General features: G+C 69.0%; 16 protein-coding genes. 2 read left to right on the top strand and 14 right to left on the bottom strand.

Annotated features, from left to right (window positions below):
* Positions 1-20 precede the first annotated feature (20 nt).
* From NBY69_RS09725 to NBY69_RS09760, 8 genes are all read right to left on the bottom strand, one after another.
* Positions 21-1,667, bottom strand: a complete 1,647-nt coding sequence (locus NBY69_RS09725; RefSeq protein WP_250299908.1) for an ABC transporter substrate-binding protein — start codon at positions 1,665-1,667, stop codon at positions 21-23.
* Positions 1,664-2,716 (bottom strand): ABC transporter ATP-binding protein, encoded by a 1,053-nt coding sequence (locus tag NBY69_RS09730; RefSeq protein WP_250299909.1) that lies wholly within the window; start codon positions 2,714-2,716, stop codon positions 1,664-1,666. Before NBY69_RS09730 ends, NBY69_RS09725 begins: the two co-directional genes overlap by 4 nt.
* Positions 2,713-3,780 (bottom strand): ABC transporter ATP-binding protein, encoded by a 1,068-nt coding sequence (locus NBY69_RS09735; RefSeq protein WP_250299910.1) that lies wholly within the window; start codon positions 3,778-3,780, stop codon positions 2,713-2,715. The genes NBY69_RS09730 and NBY69_RS09735 overlap by 4 nt, the downstream gene beginning before the upstream one ends.
* Complete coding sequence (locus tag NBY69_RS09740) at positions 3,777-4,697, bottom strand: ABC transporter permease (protein ID WP_250299911.1); 921 nt, start codon at positions 4,695-4,697, stop codon at positions 3,777-3,779. Before NBY69_RS09740 ends, NBY69_RS09735 begins: the two co-directional genes overlap by 4 nt.
* Positions 4,694-5,773, bottom strand: a complete 1,080-nt coding sequence (locus tag NBY69_RS09745; protein WP_250299914.1) for an ABC transporter permease — start codon at positions 5,771-5,773, stop codon at positions 4,694-4,696. Before NBY69_RS09745 ends, NBY69_RS09740 begins: the two co-directional genes overlap by 4 nt.
* A gap of 692 nt (positions 5,774-6,465) precedes the next feature.
* The gene (locus tag NBY69_RS09750; protein ID WP_250299917.1) at positions 6,466-8,853 is read right to left on the bottom strand and encodes an Ig domain-containing protein; all 2,388 of its coding nucleotides are present in this window, start codon (positions 8,851-8,853) and stop codon (positions 6,466-6,468) included.
* A gap of 672 nt (positions 8,854-9,525) precedes the next feature.
* Complete coding sequence (locus tag NBY69_RS09755; protein WP_250299920.1) at positions 9,526-10,683, bottom strand: NAD(P)/FAD-dependent oxidoreductase; 1,158 nt, start codon at positions 10,681-10,683, stop codon at positions 9,526-9,528.
* Positions 10,684-10,717: 34 nt separating this feature from the next.
* Positions 10,718-11,422, bottom strand: coding sequence for a TetR/AcrR family transcriptional regulator (locus NBY69_RS09760; RefSeq protein ID WP_250299923.1), 705 nt, complete (start codon positions 11,420-11,422; stop codon positions 10,718-10,720).
* Positions 11,423-11,725: 303 nt separating this feature from the next.
* On the opposite strand from NBY69_RS09760, the gene NBY69_RS09765 reads away from it, so the two are divergent.
* Together NBY69_RS09765 and NBY69_RS09770 are read left to right on the top strand one after the other, a co-directional pair.
* On the top strand, positions 11,726-12,331 hold the full coding sequence (locus NBY69_RS09765) for a hypothetical protein (protein WP_250299927.1): 606 nt from the start codon (positions 11,726-11,728) through the stop codon (positions 12,329-12,331).
* A 209-nt stretch (positions 12,332-12,540) separates the two neighbouring features.
* Positions 12,541-13,170, top strand: a complete 630-nt coding sequence (locus NBY69_RS09770) for a fibronectin type III domain-containing protein (RefSeq protein ID WP_250299931.1) — start codon at positions 12,541-12,543, stop codon at positions 13,168-13,170.
* A gap of 61 nt (positions 13,171-13,231) precedes the next feature.
* Here NBY69_RS09770 and NBY69_RS09775 read toward each other — a convergent pair whose 3' ends face one another.
* The 6 genes from NBY69_RS09775 to NBY69_RS09800 form a co-directional block, all read right to left on the bottom strand.
* Positions 13,232-14,890, bottom strand: coding sequence for an adenosine deaminase (locus tag NBY69_RS09775; RefSeq protein ID WP_250299934.1), 1,659 nt, complete (start codon positions 14,888-14,890; stop codon positions 13,232-13,234).
* 168 nt (positions 14,891-15,058) lie between these two features.
* On the bottom strand, positions 15,059-16,315 hold the full coding sequence (locus NBY69_RS09780) for a cytochrome P450 (RefSeq protein ID WP_250299938.1): 1,257 nt from the start codon (positions 16,313-16,315) through the stop codon (positions 15,059-15,061).
* A gap of 37 nt (positions 16,316-16,352) precedes the next feature.
* Positions 16,353-17,630 carry a cytochrome P450 gene (locus tag NBY69_RS09785; RefSeq protein ID WP_250299942.1) on the bottom strand — a complete coding sequence of 426 codons (1,278 nt, stop codon included), beginning with the start codon at positions 17,628-17,630 and terminating at the stop codon, positions 16,353-16,355.
* Positions 17,630-18,235: an ATP/GTP-binding protein gene (locus tag NBY69_RS09790; RefSeq protein ID WP_250299946.1), complete on the bottom strand. Its 606-nt coding sequence runs from the start codon at positions 18,233-18,235 to the stop codon at positions 17,630-17,632. The genes NBY69_RS09785 and NBY69_RS09790 overlap by 1 nt, the downstream gene beginning before the upstream one ends.
* Complete coding sequence (locus NBY69_RS09795; RefSeq protein ID WP_250299952.1) at positions 18,213-18,578, bottom strand: DUF742 domain-containing protein; 366 nt, start codon at positions 18,576-18,578, stop codon at positions 18,213-18,215. The genes NBY69_RS09790 and NBY69_RS09795 overlap by 23 nt, the downstream gene beginning before the upstream one ends.
* The gene (locus tag NBY69_RS09800; RefSeq protein ID WP_250299957.1) at positions 18,575-18,985 is read right to left on the bottom strand and encodes a roadblock/LC7 domain-containing protein; all 411 of its coding nucleotides are present in this window, start codon (positions 18,983-18,985) and stop codon (positions 18,575-18,577) included. The genes NBY69_RS09795 and NBY69_RS09800 overlap by 4 nt, the downstream gene beginning before the upstream one ends.
* Between the last annotated feature and the right edge of the window lies 1 nt (position 18,986).

Genomic DNA, 18,986 nt, shown 5'->3' on the forward strand with positions numbered 1-18,986 from the left:
CCGCCTGCCCCACCGGGCCTTCAGGAGGCCGGGCGCAGATCCTGCAAGGTCAGCGTGGTGTCCGGACCGGCGGAGGTGTACGGCGTGTACGTGGCGGTTTCCGGGGTCGGCCAGCCGGTGAAGCGGCTGGAGTTGATGTCGACGAACGAGGCCGAGCCGCCGATCGGGATGAACGGTGCCTGCTGGGCGAGGATTCTCACCGCAGGGTCGGCCAGTTGCTTGAGCCGGGCGGAGTCGGCAGGGTCGACGGTAGCCATTTTCTTCAACTGGGCATTGTAGTCCGGGTCGTTGAAGCGGCCGAAGTTATTGACGGCCGGCTTGTCGAGCGGGGTGTAGTAGTCGCCGCTGAAGGCGTTCAGGGCTCCGAAGATGCTGCCGTCACCGGAGGGCGGGGTGAACGCGGTCTCCATCGAGAAGTCACCGACCGGCTCCTTCTGCGTGAAGGTGGCCTCCGGCATGTTGTCGACCGTGACGTCCAGGCCCAGGACCGATTTCCACTGGTCCTTCAGGGCGGTGCCCATGTCGACCCAGTTCGCGTAGGGCTGGAAGACGTTCAGCGTCAGCGGGTGGCTCTTCCCGTCCTTGCTGAGTTCTCCGTGCCGTACGGTCCAGCCGCCGGCGGCGAGTTCGGCGCGGGCACCGGCCGCGTCCTGCTTCAGGGTCCGGCCGGCCAGGTCGGCGGGCAGCCAGGCGGCACCGACCTTGTTGTTCAGCCCGGCCGGGTTGACCGCGGGTTGCCCCGTCCCCATCACCTTGAGCACCCTGGTCACGTCGACTGCCTTGGTCAGGGCCCGGCGGACGTGCACATCGGCGGTCGGGCCCTTCGCCGTGTTGAACAGCACGCCCTCGGACCCCAGCAGCGGATAGACCTGGTACTTGTGGTGCTCGGGGTCCGCAGCCACGTAGTTCTTGTCCGCGCCCTGCCAGGACATGGTGCTCCAGTCCAGCTTGTCCTTCAGGAGCAGGCTGCGCGTGCTGGACTCCTGCGCCGCGACGATGGCGACCTTCCTGACGGCCGGGAACGAACCGTTCCAGTAGTCCTTGCGGATCTTCAGGGTGATCTGCTGCGGGCTGAAGGAGTCCAGGGTGACCGGGCCGCTGCCGACCGGTTCGAGATTCTGATCCGTCTTCAGATTCCTGCCGCTCCAGATGTGCCGGGGGTAGATGTTGCGGTTCTTGAAGGCCCCGAGGTCGCTGTAGCCGACCTTCGGGTAGTGCACTACCACCGTGGTCCCGTCGGGTGCGTCGACCGAGGTGTAGGGCACGCCCGAGAGGTTCAACTCGCGGTGTTCCAGAGGCACGTCCAAGCTGTACTTGACGTCCTCGGCAGTGAGTGGTTTGCCGTCCGACCACTTCACTCCGGGGTGCAGGCGGAAGGTGAGGGTCCTGCCGCCGTCGCTGAACTTCCAGGAATCCGCCAGCCACGGCTGTGGCGAGGGCTTCTGGGGGTTGACCCGTATCAGCGGCTCGTAGAAGAAGGAAACTCCGGCGTTGGGCTGGGCCGCGAACGGGTTCCACCCGGCCTGGAAGGCCTGCGTCGGGTGGGTGGTGAGGCGCACGGTGCTCGTGGCCTCGGAACCGGATCCGTCCGACTTGGCAGTGCTGCAGCCGGTCAGCAGACCGGCGGTGGCCAGTACCGCGGCGGCTGCGGCCGTCGAGCGCTTCATGGAAGCTCCTTTGCGGGTGTTCTGTCGAGCTCGGCCGTGCGGCCGTGCTGGTGCAGCCAGCAGTGCGCCCACTGGCCGTCGGCGAAGGTGGTGCGGTCGGGGAAGGCGCGCCGGCAGTCGTCCATGACGAACGGGCAGCGGGGGTGGAAGCGGCAGCCACCGGGCGGCGCGGTCAGGTTGGGCGGCTCCCCCAGGTCCTCGGCGTCGTCCTGGTCGCCCAGGCCGCGTCCGGTCCGGCCGGGGTCGGGCGAGGAGTCGATCAGCAGGCGGGTGTACGGGTGCTTGGGCGACTGGATCACCGCTTCCTTGGGCCCGCCCTCCACCGTCTGCCCGGCGTACATCACCTGCACCTCGTCGCACAGATAGCGCGCGCCGGCGATGTCGTGGGTGATGTAGAGCAGTGCCAGGCCCTCCTCGTCGCGCAGCCGGGCCAGCAGGTTGAGCACGTCGAGGCGGATGGAGACGTCGAGCATGCTGATCGGCTCGTCGCCGAGGAGCACGGTCGGGCGTACCGCCAGTGCTCGGGCGATGGCCACACGTTGCAGCTGGCCCCCGGACATCTCGCGCGGACGCTTGTCGATGAACTCCTCGGCGGGGGTGAGGTTGACGCGGTTCAACAGGGCGAGGACCTGCTCGTCCGCCTCGGCGCGGGTGCGGGCGTGGCCGTGGAGGCGCAGAACCCGCCCGAGGATGTGCCGCACCGGATGGAGGGTGTTCAACGAGGAGAAGGGGTCCTGGAAGATCAGCTGCACCTGGCGGAAGTAGTCGCGCCCGGCGGGCGGTGCCGGCTGCCCTGCCAGCCGGATCTCCCCGGAGCTGACCGGGTGGAACTGGGCCAGCATCCGGGCCAACGTGGTCTTCCCACTGCCGCTCTCGCCGACCAGGGCCACCACGCGGCCTCGGTGCAGCGCCACCGAGGCGTGCTCGACGGCGTGCACGGTGGCCTTGCGGCCCAACTGATCGCGTACGGTGAAGTGTTTGCTGACGTCCACCGCCGCCAGCAGCGCGGGCTCGTCGGACGTGTCGGAGGTTCGGGACATCGATGTCATCGGGCGCCCTCGGGGTCGGTGGTGTCGTGCAGCAGACACGCCGCCTGCCGCTCGCCGCCGTGCGACGGGACCTGATGCAGACGCGGCACGACCTGCGCGCACTCCGGCAGGCGCCGGCCGCAACGGGGGTGGAAGGCGCAGCCGGGCGGGAGGTCGCGCAGGTCGGGCGGGCTTCCCGGGATGCCGGTGAGGTGTGTGAGCGGTGCGTGCAGGGGCGGGAAGGCGTCGCGCAGCCCGCGGGTGTACGGGTGCAGCGGATCGGCGTAGAGCTGGTCGGGCGCGCCGACCTCCACGATCCGGCCGGCGTACATGATGGCGATCCGGTCGGCGATCTCCATCAGCAAGGACAGGTCGTGGGTCACGAAGACCACGGCGAAGCCCAGTCGGCGCTGCAGGCGCAGGATCTGGCCCATGATCTGACGTTGCATCACCACATCGACGGCGGTGGTGGGTTCGTCCATGAGGACGAGCTCGGGTTCGCAGGCCAGGGCGAGCGCGATGAGGGCTCGCTGGCGCATCCCGCCGGACAGTTCGTGCGGGTAGGAGCGCTTGCGTTCGGGCGCGATGCCCACCATGCGCAGCAGCCGGCCGGTCCGCTCGGCCACCTCGTCGCGGGTGATGCCGGGCTGGTGCTCGGCCATCACGTCGGCGAACTGTGCCTGAAGCCGCATCACCGGGTTGAGCGCGGCCATCGCGCTCTGCAGCACGATCGCCAGGTCGGTCCAGCGCAGTGCGCGCATCCGGCGTTCGTCCAGGGTGACCAGGTCGAGCACGTGCCCGTCGCGGGTGTGATAGCGGATCTCGCCGCCAGTGGTCAGCGCGGGTGGCCGCTGAAGTCTGGCCAACGCGGTGATCAGGCTGCTCTTCCCGGAGCCGGACTCCCCCGCCAGGCCGAGGATCTCGCCGCGTCGCAGGGTGAAGGACACCTCGTTGCAGGCCGGTACCTCTCCGCGCTCGGTGACGTACTCCACCGTCAGCCGCGACACGTCGAGGAGCGGCTCGCCGCGCAGCGGAGAGGGAGGTGTGCTCGTCGGCCGGGTGGTGTCGAGGGGGCGGGCAGTCATGAGGTCACCTCTACGGTGTTCGTACGGTCCCGGCGTGCGGCCAGGTGTGCGCGGGCGCGCCGTATCGCGGCTCGTCCGCTGTGTCGCAGCACCGGATTGCCGATCTCGTCGAGGCCGAAGTTGACCAGTGCGGTGGCCGTCCCGAGCAGCGCGATGAACAGGCCCGGCGGCACGAACCACCACCACATGCCCCGCAGCACGCCGTCCTGCTGCTGAGCGAAGGCGATCATGGTTCCCCAGGTGACGCTGTCACCGCCGCCGATACCCAGGAAGCGCAGCCCCGCTTCGGCGAACACCCCGGTCACCACGGCCCGCAGGAACAGCGAGGAGAGGACGCCGCTCAGGTGCGGCATGATCTCCACGAGCACCATCCGCCAGCGGCTCTCGCCGACCATGCGCAGGGCCTGGACGAAGTCCCGCCCGCGCAGCGAAAGGGTCTGGGCACGTAGATAGCGGGCGCAGACCGGCCACTCGAACAGGCCGATCAGCAGGGCGATGACGACCGAATCCACCCGGGTCATGTATCCGGCCACGATCAGCATCAGCGGCAAGCTGGGCAGGGTGGCGAATATGTTGGTGACCGCGGTGAGCAGTTGGTCGGTGCGCCCGCCGAGGAAGCCGCCGGTCACGCCGATGAGGGCGGCCACCCCGACGGCCAGGACGCCGGAGAGCAGGCCCACCTCGACCGACCCCCGGCACCCGGTGAGCAACTGAGCCAGTACGTCCTGGCCCGAGCTGGTGGTGCCGAGCAGATGGTCCGCGCCGGGCGCCACCCCCAGGGCGTCGTAGTCGATCCGGTGCGGGTCCGTGCCCAGGACGGAACTCACCAGCCACGGCCCGACGAGAGCGAGCAGCAGGAAGCCACCGAGGATCACCAGCCCGATGCGGACCTTGCCGTTGGTCAGGAACTGCCTCATCGCTCCTCCCGGGTGCGTGGGTCGAGCAGCACGTAGGTCGAGTCGGCAATCAGGTTGGCGGCCAGCACACCCAGCGTGATCAGCAGAAAGATCGTCTGCATCAACGGGTAGTCGTGGCTGCTGACGGCCTGGAACAGTACGTAGCCCAGCCCGGGGTAGGTGAAGACGATCTCGGCGAAGACGACGCCGCCGAAGATGCTGCCGAGGGCCAGGGCGAGGCCGCTGACGTTGGGCAGGAGCGCGTTGCGTGCGGCGTACCGCAGCATCACCCGGCGCGGGCGCAGGCCCTTGGCGTGGGCGAGCAGCACGTAGTCCTCGCTGACGGTGCCGGCCATGACGTTGCGCATGGCGAACATCCAGCCGTTGATCCCGATGAAGATCAGCGTGAAGGCCGGGAGCGCGCCGTAGCGCAACACGCTGAGCAGGAACCACAGGTTGTTCAGCTGGAAGGGGACATCCGGGTCGTAGCCGCCGGAGATCGGGAACCAGCCGAGGGTGAAGCCGAATACGTAGACCGCCAGGAGCGCAAGCCAGAACGGCGGCAACGAGTAGAGGAAGGCGGTGATCGGGGTCAGCAGCGAGTCGGCCCGGCCGCCCGGCTTCCACCCGACGAAGGCGCCCAGCAGGGTGCCGAGCAGCCAGCCGATCACGGTGGTGGTACCGGCGAGGAGCACGGTCCACGGCAGTGCGTCGAGCACGATGCCGGAGACCGGGGTCGGGTAGTGGCTCACCGAGAGTCCGAAGTCGAAGTGCGCGAGGTTGTTCCAGTAGTCCAGGTACTGCTGGAGGAGGTTGCGCGTCGGATCGCCGTAGAACATCCGCACCGCCCGCACCGCCGCCGTGTTCGGCGCAGCGCCGGTGGTCTGCTGGAGGTTCTTCAACAGCGCGACCGCGGGGTCGCCCGGCATGAAGCGCGGGATCAGGAAGTTCAGTGTGATCGCGGCCCACGCGGTGACCAGGTAGAACCCCAGGCGGCGCAGCAGGAAGGTCCAGCCGGCGTGCGAACCGGTGCGTGGGCCACGGGACTTGCCCCGCGGTGTCGGCGCCGGCACGGGCGCGGCGCGTGTCGCAGCCATCCCCGCTCCTTTCGTCGGTGGTGCAGTGGTGGAACCGGTCGGTGCCGCGGCCTCGGGGATCAGCGGCCTGCGCCCGGCACGGTGATCCCCGAGGCCACCTCGGCGCGGACGGAGCAGGAGCGCTTGGGCGGTCATGAGCGCAGGAACTGAAGACAGATAGATCTGATGCATTTCACTCCGCGAGGCGGAGTACGTCGACCTGAGGGGCTGATCGTCACAGGTACGGAAGGTTCGACAGCGGTCACCGCGGGGCGCCCTTCACGTCAACTCCCTTACAGAGCAACCCGACCGGGACGGGAAGAGTCTGGAGTTATCGAGTCCCGGCGTCAAGGGTTTGGATGTGATTCACCGAGTCTCGATCGGCCCATGTATAGGAGACATTGACGGGCACCCAAGCCAGGATGGCAAGCCGGACAACGGGCATGGGCGGACAGACGTCCGCGGTCACAGGATCGGGCAGCACGCGCGGCTTCCTGGGCACCACAGCCTTCGGGACCGCCTCGGGTACCGGCGCGCGATCACCTTCACCGGCAGCCCCGCCCGGACGTACTCGCCGGCGTTCTCCGGCTGTTCGCAGGACCCGTGTGCGGGCGGGGGTACCACCGCCCGCACACGGGTGACCGCAGGCGAAGACCGCTCTCTCCGTAGCGAGAGAGCGGTCTTCCGCCGTCGCCGGACAACCGCCAACTCGCCTAATTCACCGTGACCTTGATCCGGTGGTTCACGGATGCGTCGGGCACTCCGCCTCCGTTGCGGGCCGTGATGGCGAAGGCCCTGGTGCCGGAACGGGTGGGTACTCCGGTGATCCCGCCGGTGTCCTTGTTGAGGGTCAGACCGGCCGGCAGGGCGCCGGACGTGATCTCGTAGCGCACCGTCCGGGGCGTGTTCGAGGTGACCTTGAACGTGTACAGCTCACCGACCTTGGCCCCGGGAGGCGCGGGCGTGGTGAAGCCGGGCCGCGGCGCCTGCACCACCTGCGGGGCGCCGACCGGGTTGTTGTCCGTGTCCATCTCCTGCAGCGACCAGCGGCTGCCGGCGCTCTCCTCGCCCAGGTGCCAGTACTTGCTCTTGTCCGCCATGAGCTGCTGCTGAGCGGAGGTGAAGGCACCGGCCGCGATCGCGGCGTTCCAGGTCTTGATGACAGCGAGGACCGCTGTGGTGTTGCCCCCCTGGGACAGGCTGCCCATGCTCGTCTCGAACCAGCCGAAGTTCACTCCGAGGGACGCGCCCCGCGCCAGGTTGGTCTCGATGTCGAGCGTCTTCGACCCGCCGTCGATCGGGAGCGAACCACCCATCAGGGGAAGGTAGTTGGCACGGTAGAAGTTGACGTTCCTGGACACCTGGTCGTAGTTGGAGTCGGACCAGCCGATGCCGCCCCAGCTGACCCGTGACTGGGCCTGCCAGGAGTTGGACGACGGGTTGGAGGCTTCGGAGATGAAGTTGTCCTGGGACTTCAGCTGACGGTGGAAGCCGTTGAGCATGTGTGCGAAGCCCTGTCCGCTCCAGCCGCTCCAGGCCACCTCTTCGAGCCCGTCGAACGAGATGTTCCTGATGCCGGTGGTGTTGCATGCCGTGGCGAGGCGGGTGGCGATCTCATCGACGACCGGCAGGTCGCCCCGTGCTCCGCCGTACTGGTTCTCGGAGATCCGGACGGCGTTGGTCCCCTGCGGGTAGGACGCCGCGACCGAGCCCCACTGGGCGCGCTTGACACCGGTGAACTGCCATTCTCCTGAGCCGACTTGGGACACGCTGGAGAAGGTGACGAACTCGTCGCCGAGGCGCAGGCGGGCACCGAGGACGTACCCGCCACCGCCCGGGTCGCCGTCGGCGTACAGGGTCGTGTCGGCGGCGGCGAGAGGGCGCGTCAGCTGCACCGTCCGGCCGACCGTGAACCGCTTGTCGGCCGGCGCCGGGACGATGTACGTGTCGTTGGAGGCAATGAAGTTGGACAAGGTGTGCACACCGACCCGCACACCGCTCGCGGCGGCCGTCGTCGCCATCTGGGTCGCGGTGGCGTCCGATCCGCCGAAATTGCCGTTGAACTGGTAGTGGCCGGTCGACTTCCAGGGCCCTGCGGCCCCCTCGACGGAGTAGACGTTCTTGATGCCTGCCTGCTGGGCGAACGCAACGGCGGCAGCCAGGTTGGTGGTGCTCAGGTCGTGCAGCACGAGGAACGGCTGCCGGGTCGCCTCGGCCACCTTCTGCCACTGCCCGTCGATGGTCGGATACGGCAGGTCCGCGTCCTGCGCGACCTGGCTGAGCACGGTGAGTACGAGATCCGGTGCACTGCCGTAGACCGCGAGCTTCGACCCGACGATCTTCGCTTCGGATCCGGAGAGCGGGCCGGTCGGGATCTGTCCGTCCCTGATCCTGGTCCTGGTGTAGTCGTAGGTGTAGGCGCGCAGGATGCTGCCCCAGGACGTCCTGGCGCCGGCGCTCCAGTCGTTCTGGGTCCCGCTCTGCCCGTACGGATTGGCCTCGACGTCCGCGCCGAATCCGAACTCGGCGAACTCCTTGGGCCAGGCACCGACAGTCTTGTCGTTGAGGGGGTGGATGCCGAACACGAAACTGCTGTCGCCGACGGCGCCGACGCTCTCGCCCACCGTCTGGTTGACGCGTGACGCGAGCGGCCCCCACAGCAGCGTCTGCACCTCGACGCCCGACGCGGCGTCGAGACCCACGACCTCCAGCGTCGAGTAGGCCGCGTGCGAGACGGCCTTGACCTCCACGGTCACCTTGTCGCTGCTGAACACCAGCACCCGCGGATCTCGTCGCGACGCCTGCACCCGGGCAGGGACTTCGTGCGTCCCGTCCGCCAGGACGACGGAGACCAAGGGGCCCGTTCTGTCCGCCGCCACGTAGTCGGTGCCGTTGCGCAGGTCCACGAGGCCGGCCACTCGGCCCGTCCGGTCAAGGCCTATCGACAGAAAGCCCGCCCTGATGCGCAGTGCGCCGGATCCGCCGGATTGACTGGATCCGCTGGACTCCTGTGCCGCGAAGGCCGGTTCGGTCAGCGCCGGGAGGGCAACCGTCGCCAGCGAACTCGCCCCGCCCGCGATCAGGAAACTCCGCCTGTCCATGATTCCTCCTGGTGGTAGTGATCAGTGCAGGTGCCAGTGCAGGTGCAGGTGCAGGTGCAGGTGCTGTCACGGACTCGTGACCCGGGCCTCGAATCGCCGGAGAACGAGCAGCCGAAGGACGATGCGCGTACGTCGCGGAGGCCCCCGCGGCGTACGGCGCAGCACGATGCGGCTGTACCGGCGCAGACCCAAGGAGCCGGCACCGCCCCGCCACTTCCGGAGGACAGGTCCCACCGTGAGCGTGGCGTTGACGGGGGTGGACGCGGGGAGAGCAGACACCCGGAGCGTCTCGGGGCGGGATCTTATGGCGGGCTCCAAGCGTTCTCGAAGGGCTCGTTCCTGGAGGTTCGTGCGCGTTCCGAGCGGGGGCTGGTGCGGGACCGGTGGAGCATCCTCCCGAGACGACGGGGCAGATGACTTGAACAATCGATCGAGGAGAGTCCATATTGTTTAGACTCTTTTGATTGCCGTACAGGCCGGGATGACGCTCTTGCGCCCGGCACCCCGCCTTCAAGCGCCCTTGGCCCAGAAAAAGTGTGCGGTTTAATCGCGAGCACGTCAAGAAGCGATGAACAATAGATCCGATACATCTTGAGAGCGCACATCACATAGACCTGCGACCTGGTAGCGGTGGTCAGGTCACCGAGGAGGAGACGACCGACCGGACAGGTGCTAAGACCGTTCCGGGCCGCGGTACGAGTCCATCAGATCGAGCAGCCCCTGCGGCGCGTCCGGACGGAAGGAGATCTGCAGGTTGGCCGCGGACACCTCGGCGGAGGGCTCACTGCGCGGGAACAACGCCTGTTCGTACATGGCAAGTGCCGATTCCGTGTCGCCGGGGTGCGCCACGACGGCAGCCGCCAGTTCGGCGCCGTCGAGCATCGCGAGATTGGCGCCCTCGCCCGCGAACGGAGACATCAGGTGCGCCGCGTCGCCGAGCAGAGTCACCCCGGGAACCCGGGTCCAGCTGTGACCGGCCGGCAGGACGTGGAGCGGCCGTGGAACGAAAGCACCGTCGGCGCCCTCGACGAGCGCGCGCAACTTCGCGTCCCAGCCGTCGAAGTGCTTGAGCAGTTCCGTCCTGGCCGCCTCGGTGTCGCCGAAGTCGATCCCGCCGGAGGACGCCCAGTCGGCAGGCACCTTCAGCGCGATGTAGAAGTGCACCCGGCCGTCGCTGTCGCGGTGGCCGACGAGCCCCTTCTCCTCCGCGAGGGCGAACAGGGAGCCACCCCCGACCAGGGCCGCGCTCTCCGGGTGGCGGGTGTCGACGTCGTCCAGGTGCGCCTCGACGAAGGTGATCCCGGTGTACACGGGTACGGCGTCGGAGACCAGCGGGCGCACCTTCGACCAGGCTCCGTCGGCGCCGATCAGCAGATCGGTGGTGAAGGCGGAGCCGTCGGCGAGTGTCACCTCGTGACGGCCGTCGCCGAGCGGGCGGGCTCCGGTGCACTTGGCGCCCCACCGGACCGTCCCCGCGGGCAGGCCGGCGAGGAGCAGATCGCGCAGGGCGCTCCGGTGCACCTCGGGCCGGTCGCCTCCGCCTTCGTCCGCCAGCCGGACCCGGGCCTGCTTGTCGAGGATGCGCATCGCCTCGCCCCCGGGATGGACGATCCGGAGGAACTCCTCGTAGAGCCCGGCAGCGCGCAACGCGGTCTGGCCCGAGTCCTCATGGATGTCCAGCATGCCGCCCTGCGCGCGAGTGGTGGGCGACGCGTCGAGGTCGTGCACGGTCGCATCGATCCCATGGGTGTGCAGGACGCGGGCGAACGTGAGTCCGGCGAGTCCCGCACCGATCACGGCGATGGGGTGGTGGGGCGTTTCGGCCGACATTCTGCTACCTCTTCCGGGAGGGGGCCGCGAACGTTCAGCGGCCCTCGGGGCTTTCGGGGGTGGGCGTGTGCAGCGTCCCGTTGATCAACATGTGGAATCCCCAGGCGAGACGGGCCTGCCCCGACCCGGAGAACAGTTCGGCGCCGAGGGCGGCAAGGTGGGGGTGCGTCTCGTCGGAGACGCCCCGCACCGCCCCTACGAGCGCGTTCCATTCGTCCCGGGAGTCGGGGTTCCGGCCCCTGTCGGCCTGCTCGGCCGCTGTCGCGGTCGCGTACTGGAGCAGGACGTCCACGCCCCAGGCCGCCCGGCCGGTCGGTACGCCCCCCTGGTCGAGCAGCGACAGCAGCGCCTCCAGCAGATTCAGATAGCGCTCCCCTGAAGGGCGGGCCACCAGCGCCGATCTGGCGAGGCTGGGGTGTTCGAGCAGGACGGATGTGTACGAGGTGAGGACCTGCACCAGCCGTTCCCGCCAGTCCCCCGCCGCCGTGGCCGGGCCGAGGTCGACCTCGCCGAGCAGCTCGTCGAGGACCGCCGCGTGCAGTTCGGCGGTGTTGCGGACGTAGACGTACAGCGATGCCGGTCCGGTGTCGAGCTCCTGCGCCAGGCGGCGCATGGTGACCCGCTGCATGCCTTCGGCACGCAGCAGTTCGACAGCGGTCGCGATGATGCCGTCCCGGGTCAGGGCCGGCTTCGCCGGCCGCTCGCGGCGACTGCGGGATGCTGGGGTGCGGGCTGTCATGCCTCGACCGTAACGAACATGTTCGTTACGTACAAGTTTCTGACGAACATGTTCGTCACACTCCTGCGGAATCCCGTCGCAAGTCACCCAGCACGTTCAACCTGATGAACACTTCCGTCGAAACAGAACGCAGAAAAGTCTGCTTCATTCACTTCGCAAGGAATACACGTTCAAGTACCGGAACCGATTTCACATTCGTCGCAAAGCCTTGTCGCGTCGTGGCGACACTCCTACGCTGTGCGCAGCCTCAACCGGCTGACGTTCCGCTCCATCTGCCATGAAGTCGGAAAGTGGGAGTGAGTGATGTTGAAAAGGTACCGACTGGCCGCCGGTCTCGCGGCCACGTGCGGGCTGCTCTTGGCCGCACCGCAGGCGAATGCCGAGGTCGAACCGGGGGGCTGGACCGCTCAGTCCCCGTCCTTCACCGTCCAGGAGAGGGGTTGCGGTCAGGTCGACGGACTGACCTTCACCCTGACGTGCGGCGACACGAGCGGCGAGCAGCGCGGTGAGCGGCGGTACGCCACCTACACCGGCGGTACGCACCAGTTCGAGGGCTACTTCCGCATCTCCAGCATGGGCGGCAGCCGCATCAGCCTCAAGCAGACCTTCCGGGACACCAGCGGCAACCAGGGGCCGTACTTCCTGATGGCCGTGGAGAACGGTGGGCGTCTGTACAGCGTGGAGGGGGGCACCACCCTGTCCGATGCGGGCACGGTCGGGGCCACGGTTCGCGTCAACACCGTCAACGAGGTCGGCAAGACACATCGGACGTACATCAACGGATCACTGGTCAACACGGTGGCCAGCCCGTCCGGCAGTTACTACGACAAGATCGGCGCCTACCGCACCAGCAGCGGGAACGGGCCGATCACTGTCACGTGGAGCAATGTGAAGTTCTGGAGCAAGTGAGCACGGGCCGCCCCCGGTTCGGTCCGCTCCGGAGGCGGCCACTCCCCCGGCCACCGAGTGCCTGCGAGGTCCCTGCCTTGAACCGCCGATTCCGCTCTCTGCTCCCCGCCCTTGCCGCGCTGCTCGTCTGCGGGGGGCTGGTGAGCTGTTCGGCCCGGGACGGGGGCCGAACAGCTCCCGCCGCGGTACCGGTCGCGGGGACTCTCCACGTGACACTCACATCGCCGGTCGACACGACTCTCACCTGGACGGACGGCGGCCGGGGCGTCGCCGGGCAGGCGGTGGAGTTCGCGACCGCTCCCGGCGGCCCTTACACACTGCTGAGTTACGTACCGGCCGGGCAGCACACCTACCACCACCCCGACCTGATGCCGCAGACCCCCTTCTACTACCGGCTCCGCCCGTACTACGGACCGGCCTCGCGGGCGGTGGACGTCGACCTGCCGCCGGGCGGACCCGGCAAGCAGGACAAGAGGGACGACAACGTCTGGGCCGAACCCCGGACGGTGCACGGCAGGAGCAAGGTGTCCACCCGGTCGCTGCACGTGCCCGGCGAGGGCGCCCCGACGGGTCTCACGGCAACCGTGATGCAGGCGAACGGCATCAAGTTCACCTGGACCGACCATGCCCGGGACGAGCAGGGGTACCTGCTGGAGGACAGGACACGAGGCAGTGCCCGCTACCGGGTCGTCGCCGTACTCGCCCCCGACATCGACTCCTTCGGACTGAGCACCCTGCCGGACGAGAAGCACGCCTCGTACCGGGTCCGGGCGTTCTACTACGGCAAGCGTTCCCGCACGGTGCACGTGACGACCGGCAGGGCCCCGGACGGGCAGTAGGCCCTGCCCGGCCTCACCACGACTGCTCGCCACGGCCAGGCCGGGCAGGGCCCGGTTCGGTTCACGCCTGGTGACTGGCCTCGAACTCGGCCCGCTCGACCTCGTACCGCCACTGCAGGGACGCCTTCGGGCTGGCGTTCAGCAGCGCACGGCAGCTCGCGGTGACCCTGCCGGTGCGCGGATCGCTCGTCGCGCAGGCCCTGGCGGGACGGTGGTCACCCACGGCGCGCCACAGGCTGCGGCCCTGGATGAACGCGTGCTCCAGCGAGGTGCGGGCGCTGTCCCGCAGCTGCCGGTACGACAGGTGGTGGTCGGTGACGGCTCGCGCGTACTCAAGGGTGATGTCGGTACGGGACACCCCCTGGTCGTCCGTGGACAGGGCGACGGGAACCCCGGCGGCCAGGTAACGCCTCAACGGGTGGTCGTCACCGCACACTTCCAGGATCTGGCAGTTGCTCGTCAGCGGAACCTCGACGGCGATGTGCCTGCGGGCCATGGTGCGCAGCAGTTCCTGCGGCCGGTCCTCGCTCATGATGTCCACGCCGTGGCCGATGCGTTCGGCTCCGGCCGTCTCGATGGCGTCCCGGACATGGAAGCGCAGATCCTCACGCGGGGCGACCTTGCTGGTCAGTTCGCCCGCGTGGAGCGTGACATGGGCCTTGCCGTAGACGGAGCGCAGGTACTTGATCATGCGCATCTGCAGCCGGTAGTCGCGCAGGGCGATCGGCGCGTCCTCGGCCTGGACCAGGTTCACACCCACGTAGCGGGGGTCCTGCTCGGCCATCTCGAACCCGGCGAGGAGCTGGGTGAACACGTACTGCGGATCGGCGGCGCGGCCGACCTGGAAGTCGAATCGCACCTGCACGCCGCAGGCCCGCTGCGGATCGGCCGTTCCGCAGCCGAGCACGTCGCGCTCCTCGGCGAGCTCCCTGTCGGTCTCCGCCTTCGCGTCACCGAGGATGCGGCTCAACTTGCCGTCCGCCAGCAGGGAGGCGCGTACGGCGGCGAAGTCGGGGCTCCACTTCACGTCCGCTCCGAGATCCCACAGGGCGCCGCCCTGCGGGGTGAAGAGCGGTTCCACGTAGTCCTGGTGGTTCTCGGCGGCCACCTTGGCGACCTCGGCGACCAGCCTGCCCCGGTGCGACCCGGTGACGGCCTTGAACTTGCCGAAGGTGGCGAAGAAGTGGTCGTGGCCGCTCTCGGTGGCGGACTCCTTGAAGTCCTCCATCGTCCAGGCGCGGATCACGCTCTGCCTGAAGTCGTGGTCGGAGACGGCGTCGCGGGCCGGGCGGGTGCCGGCGGCGCAAGGCGCCGCGACCGCGGTGAAGGTGGTCGCGTCGATGCACAGCCCGTCGTCCGCGGCGAAGCGGATCAGGGCCTCGGCGGGTACGGCGCCGGAGAGATGCGTGTGGAGGTCTCCGCCCTTGGGCATCGGGCGCAGGAAGTCCCGGAGCCGCTCGGGGTTGTCCCGCACCCTGTCCAGGTACCGCTGCGTTCCGGTGGCGCCGTCCGCCCAAGCGCCGTCCGCCCAAGTGCGGTCCGCGGCAGGCTTGTTCGCCGGGAGGACGGTTGCCGACGCACTGGGCACGGCGGCCACCAGAGCGGCCGTGGCGGCGGCGAGGAGCGACGCGCCGACGCGGAAAGCGGCCCGGGTGCGGGCCCGTTGGGCAGCTCTGGCGGTGCGCGCCGAGACTGATCGGAGGGGTCCTCTTGTGTTCATGCGCAAGGAATACCCGATCTTGATCCACATTCCGGTGGAACAGGCCCGTGCCCCCCGATAAGAGTGATGATGAACCCGCCTGTCCGGCTGGACCGTTCGGTTTCCGGAACGCGGCTGCCGCCGTACTCCCCTCCGTCCCGGGGTGTACGGCGGCAGTGTGCAGCGGCGTCAGTCCTGCGGGGTCAGCCGCACCGGGAGCGTGGCGGTGCTGTTCGAGAACAGCGACGGGACGGGGGGCAGCCGCTCCGGGTCCGCGGCGAGGGTCAGGCCCGGGTACCGGGCGAAGACGGCCGGCAGCGCCACCGCGGCCTCCAGCCTGGCCAGCGGGGCGCCGAGGCAGAAGTGCGGGCCGTGGCCGAAGGCCAGGTGCTTGCGCTGCTCCCGGGTGATGTCGAAGCTCGTGGCGTCCTCGCCGTGGTGCTGCTCGTCCCGGCCCACCGCACTGTACGGGGCCATGATCGCCTCCCCCTTGGGGATCCGGACCCCGGCGATCTCGACGTCCTCCAGCGGGTACCTGAAGGGGAAGTTCCCGATCGGGGCGTCCCAGCGGAGGGTCTCCTCCACCACGTTCGCCCAGACCGACGCGTCGCCCTGCTCGGCGAACGCCCGCTGTTCGGGGTGGGTCAGCAGCGCACGTACCGCATTGGTGATGAGGCTGAGTGTGGTCTCCTGCCCTGCGGAGAGCATCACCAGCAGCGTGCCCACGAGCTCTTCCTCGCTCAGCGCGTCGGGGTCCGCCTCGCGGGCGGCCACGAGGGCGCTCGTCAGGTCGTCGCCGGGCTGCTTCCGCCGCGTTTCGACCACCCGGGCGAGGAGCTGGTACTGCTCGATCTGGCTCGCTCCGACCTCCTCCGGGGAGAGGTCCGAGCGGAAGATGTTGTCCATCAGTTCACGCAGGCGCGGCCGTTCGTGCTCCGGGACGCCGAACAGTTCACAGATGACCTGCATGGGCACCGGATGGGCGAAGTGCAGACGCAGATCGACGGTGCCGTCCGGGCCGGCCTGCGAGGGAAGCGCGTCCAGCAGGTCCTGCACGATCTTCTCGATGCGGGGCCGCAGTTCCTGCACCCGGCGGGGGGTGAAGGTCTCGGTCACCAGCCTGCGCAGCCTGCGGTGCTCCTGGCCGTCCGCGGTCACCATGTTGGTGACCTTCACCATGCCTATGAGCGGCCAGTCGTCCGATATCTCGCCGCGCAGGACGGCGTTCCAGTGGTGCCAGTCCTTACTGAAACGGGGGTCCGCGACCAGGTCGTTCAGCAGGCCGTGATCGGTGACCGACCAGGCCAGGACGTCTCCGGGCAGCCGCACCCGTACGACAGGACCGCTCTCACGGAGCAGCGCCGCCTCCGCATGGTGATCGGTTCCGTGCGGGTCCAGGGTGATGACCGGGACCTCCGGGGACGGGGGCACCGAGTGCGAGGTCATGTGTCTCTCCAAGCTGACGCGAGGGATGGGTGTCCGGTCACTGGGATGTCTCGGCGCCTGCCTCGGCAACCGCTCCGTACTGCGCGGAGAAGTCGACGGGCAGCGAGACGGGGACGCGTGTCCAGGGCGAGGGGCGCCAGGCCACGTCCTCGGCGGGGATGCTGAGCCGCATGTCGGGCAGCAGGTGCAGCACGGTGTTGACCGCGGTACGGGTGATCAACCGGGCGGGTACCTGCGCGGGGCATACGTGCGCACCTGAGGAGAACGCCAGATGCGCGCGGTTGCCGGGCTCCACGCCGCCGGTGGCCGACCGGACCGCGGGGTCGTCGTTGGCCGCTCCGATCCCGAGGATGAGGACGTCGCCGCGTCTGATCTGCTGGCCGCCGAGCTCGGTGTCGCGCAGCGCGTAGCGGGCCGGCATGTTGTTCATCGGCGGGTCACGCCACAGCGCCTCGTCCAGCGCGTCGTCCACTCCCAGCCGGCCACCGTGCATCCGGGCCGCGAAGCGCGGATCGGTGAGCATCAGCCGCAGGGTGTGGGAGATCCAGGCGGTGACCGTCTCGTTGCCCGCGGAGATCATCACCACCATCGACTGGAGGTGTTCGGCCTCGTCCCGCAGGTTCGGGTGACGGAGCAGAGCGGTCGTCAGATCGTCCTTCGGCTCGTCACGGCGGGCCCGCAGGGTGTCCGCGAGGATCTCCTCGAAGTGACGGTTGCCGACCTGTGAGTCGTCGGCGCTGCCGAACAGCGCGATGAGCGCGCGCAGCAGTTCGCGTCCTTCACCGCTGTCCAGTCCGAACAGGGAGGCCAGGGAGAGCATCGGGATGATCGTGGCGTACTCGTTCACCAGGTCCGCGTGGCCGCGCCCGGAGAACTCGCCGATGAGTTTGGCGCACATGGCCTCGACCTGGCGCCGTGTTCTGCGCTGGTCGATCCGGGCGACTCCGTCGTCGAGCGGCTGGCGCAGTCTGCGGTGTTCGGGGCCGTCGGCCCCGATGACATTGGCCCGCCAGGCCATCATCGGGAGCAGGCCCGAGTCCGGCGAGACCACACCGTCGTCGAGGTCGCGCCAGTTCCGGGCGTCCCGGGAGTAGACCTGTTCCTGGCGGGTGATCGTCAGCAACTCGCGGTAGCCCATGACGAGCCAGGCGGGGACGCCGGGCTCCAGTTCCACCTTGGCGACGCTCCCCCACTGCTCACGCAGCCGGCGGTAGGCACCCTGTGGATCCTTGGAGCCGACCGCTTCGGCCAGCGGGAGCAGGCCGGTCGTGAGGCCGTGTGCCGGACACGTCGCCGGAGGAAGGGGGTGGCTCATCAGACGTTCTCCGTCACACGCGCCGTGTCGGCGCTCATCACGTAGTGGACCAGGCTGATCAGGGCGTCGAGTGAGGAGGTCCGCTCGCGTGCGTCGCAGATCACCACGGGGGTGTCCGGCAGCAGATCGAGGGCCGTCCGCAGCTCTTCGGTGGAGTAGTACTCGCTGTCGGGGAACTGGTTGACCGCGACGGCGAACGGCAGCCCGCGGATCTCCAGTTGCTCCAGTACGTCGAAGCTGTCCTCGATCCTGCGGGTGTCGACGAGCACGAGCACCCCGATGGCCCCTTCGGCCAGTCCCTCCCACAGGTCCCAGAACCGGCGCTGGCCGGGGGTCCCGAAAAGATAGAGGACCAGCCGGGAGGTGACGGTGATCCGTCCGAAGTCCATCGCGACGGTCGTGGTGGTCTTCGTTCCCATTCCGGCGAGGTCGTCCACCCCGATGCTCGCCTGGGTCATCACCTCCTCGGTGCGCAGCGGTTCGATCTCACTGACCGATCCGACCAGGGTGGTCTTCCCGACGCCGAAGGCGCCGACGACGAGGATCTTGACGGCCTGCTGGACGGTGTTGGCCAAATAGCGGTCAGCGGAGTCGGCGGAGACCATCGAGTACCTCCTGGAGCAGTTGTCTGTCGGGCGGAACGGCCTGTGGGACACCGGAGCGCGCCGACAGATGACCGCTGTCGACGAGATCGGACACCAGCACCTTGACCAGGCTGACCGGCAGTTGGAGGTGGGCGGCCGCCTCCACCAGGGAGAGCAGCCGCCGGCACATCCGCATGAGGGCGCGTTCTTCCCGGGTGGCGGAGACGGGCAGGTCGCGTGGAGGGTCGACGGCGATGAGAAGTGTCTCGATACCGATGGTGTTACGGGTGGGACGGGAACGCCCCTTGCTGATCACATAGGGACGTAACGCCCGGTCCGCGTACTCCCCCTCCGGGTCGCTCACAGAACGGAGCCCGGCCTCGGCGGGCTGCTCAGGTTGGCGGCGCCGATTCTCATCACCTGGGCCTGCATCTGCCGGGCGACGAGCTTCGGGTCCACCACCGGGCCGGTCACCACGGCGAGATGGACGTTGTCGGCGCTGCGCATGAACAGGAAGCCGCCGTTGAACTCGACCATCTGCTGGTGCACGGCGCCGCCCTCCTCCCCGAACTCCCGGCCGAGGCTGCGGCCCAGGGACTGCAGACCCGAGCAGTTCGCCGACAGCCGGTCGGCGGAGTCCCGGTCCATGCCCTCGGAGCTGACCAGAAGCAGGCCGTCGGCGCTGAAGACGATCGCCTGTCGCACGCCCGGCACGGCGGCGACCTCCGAGATCATCCAGCCTCGCTGCTCCGGGTTCTCCACGTAACTCATG

It is taken from the genome of Streptomyces sp. A 4/2, assembly GCF_940670765.1.
Classification (GTDB): Bacteria; Actinomycetota; Actinomycetes; order Streptomycetales; family Streptomycetaceae; genus Streptomyces.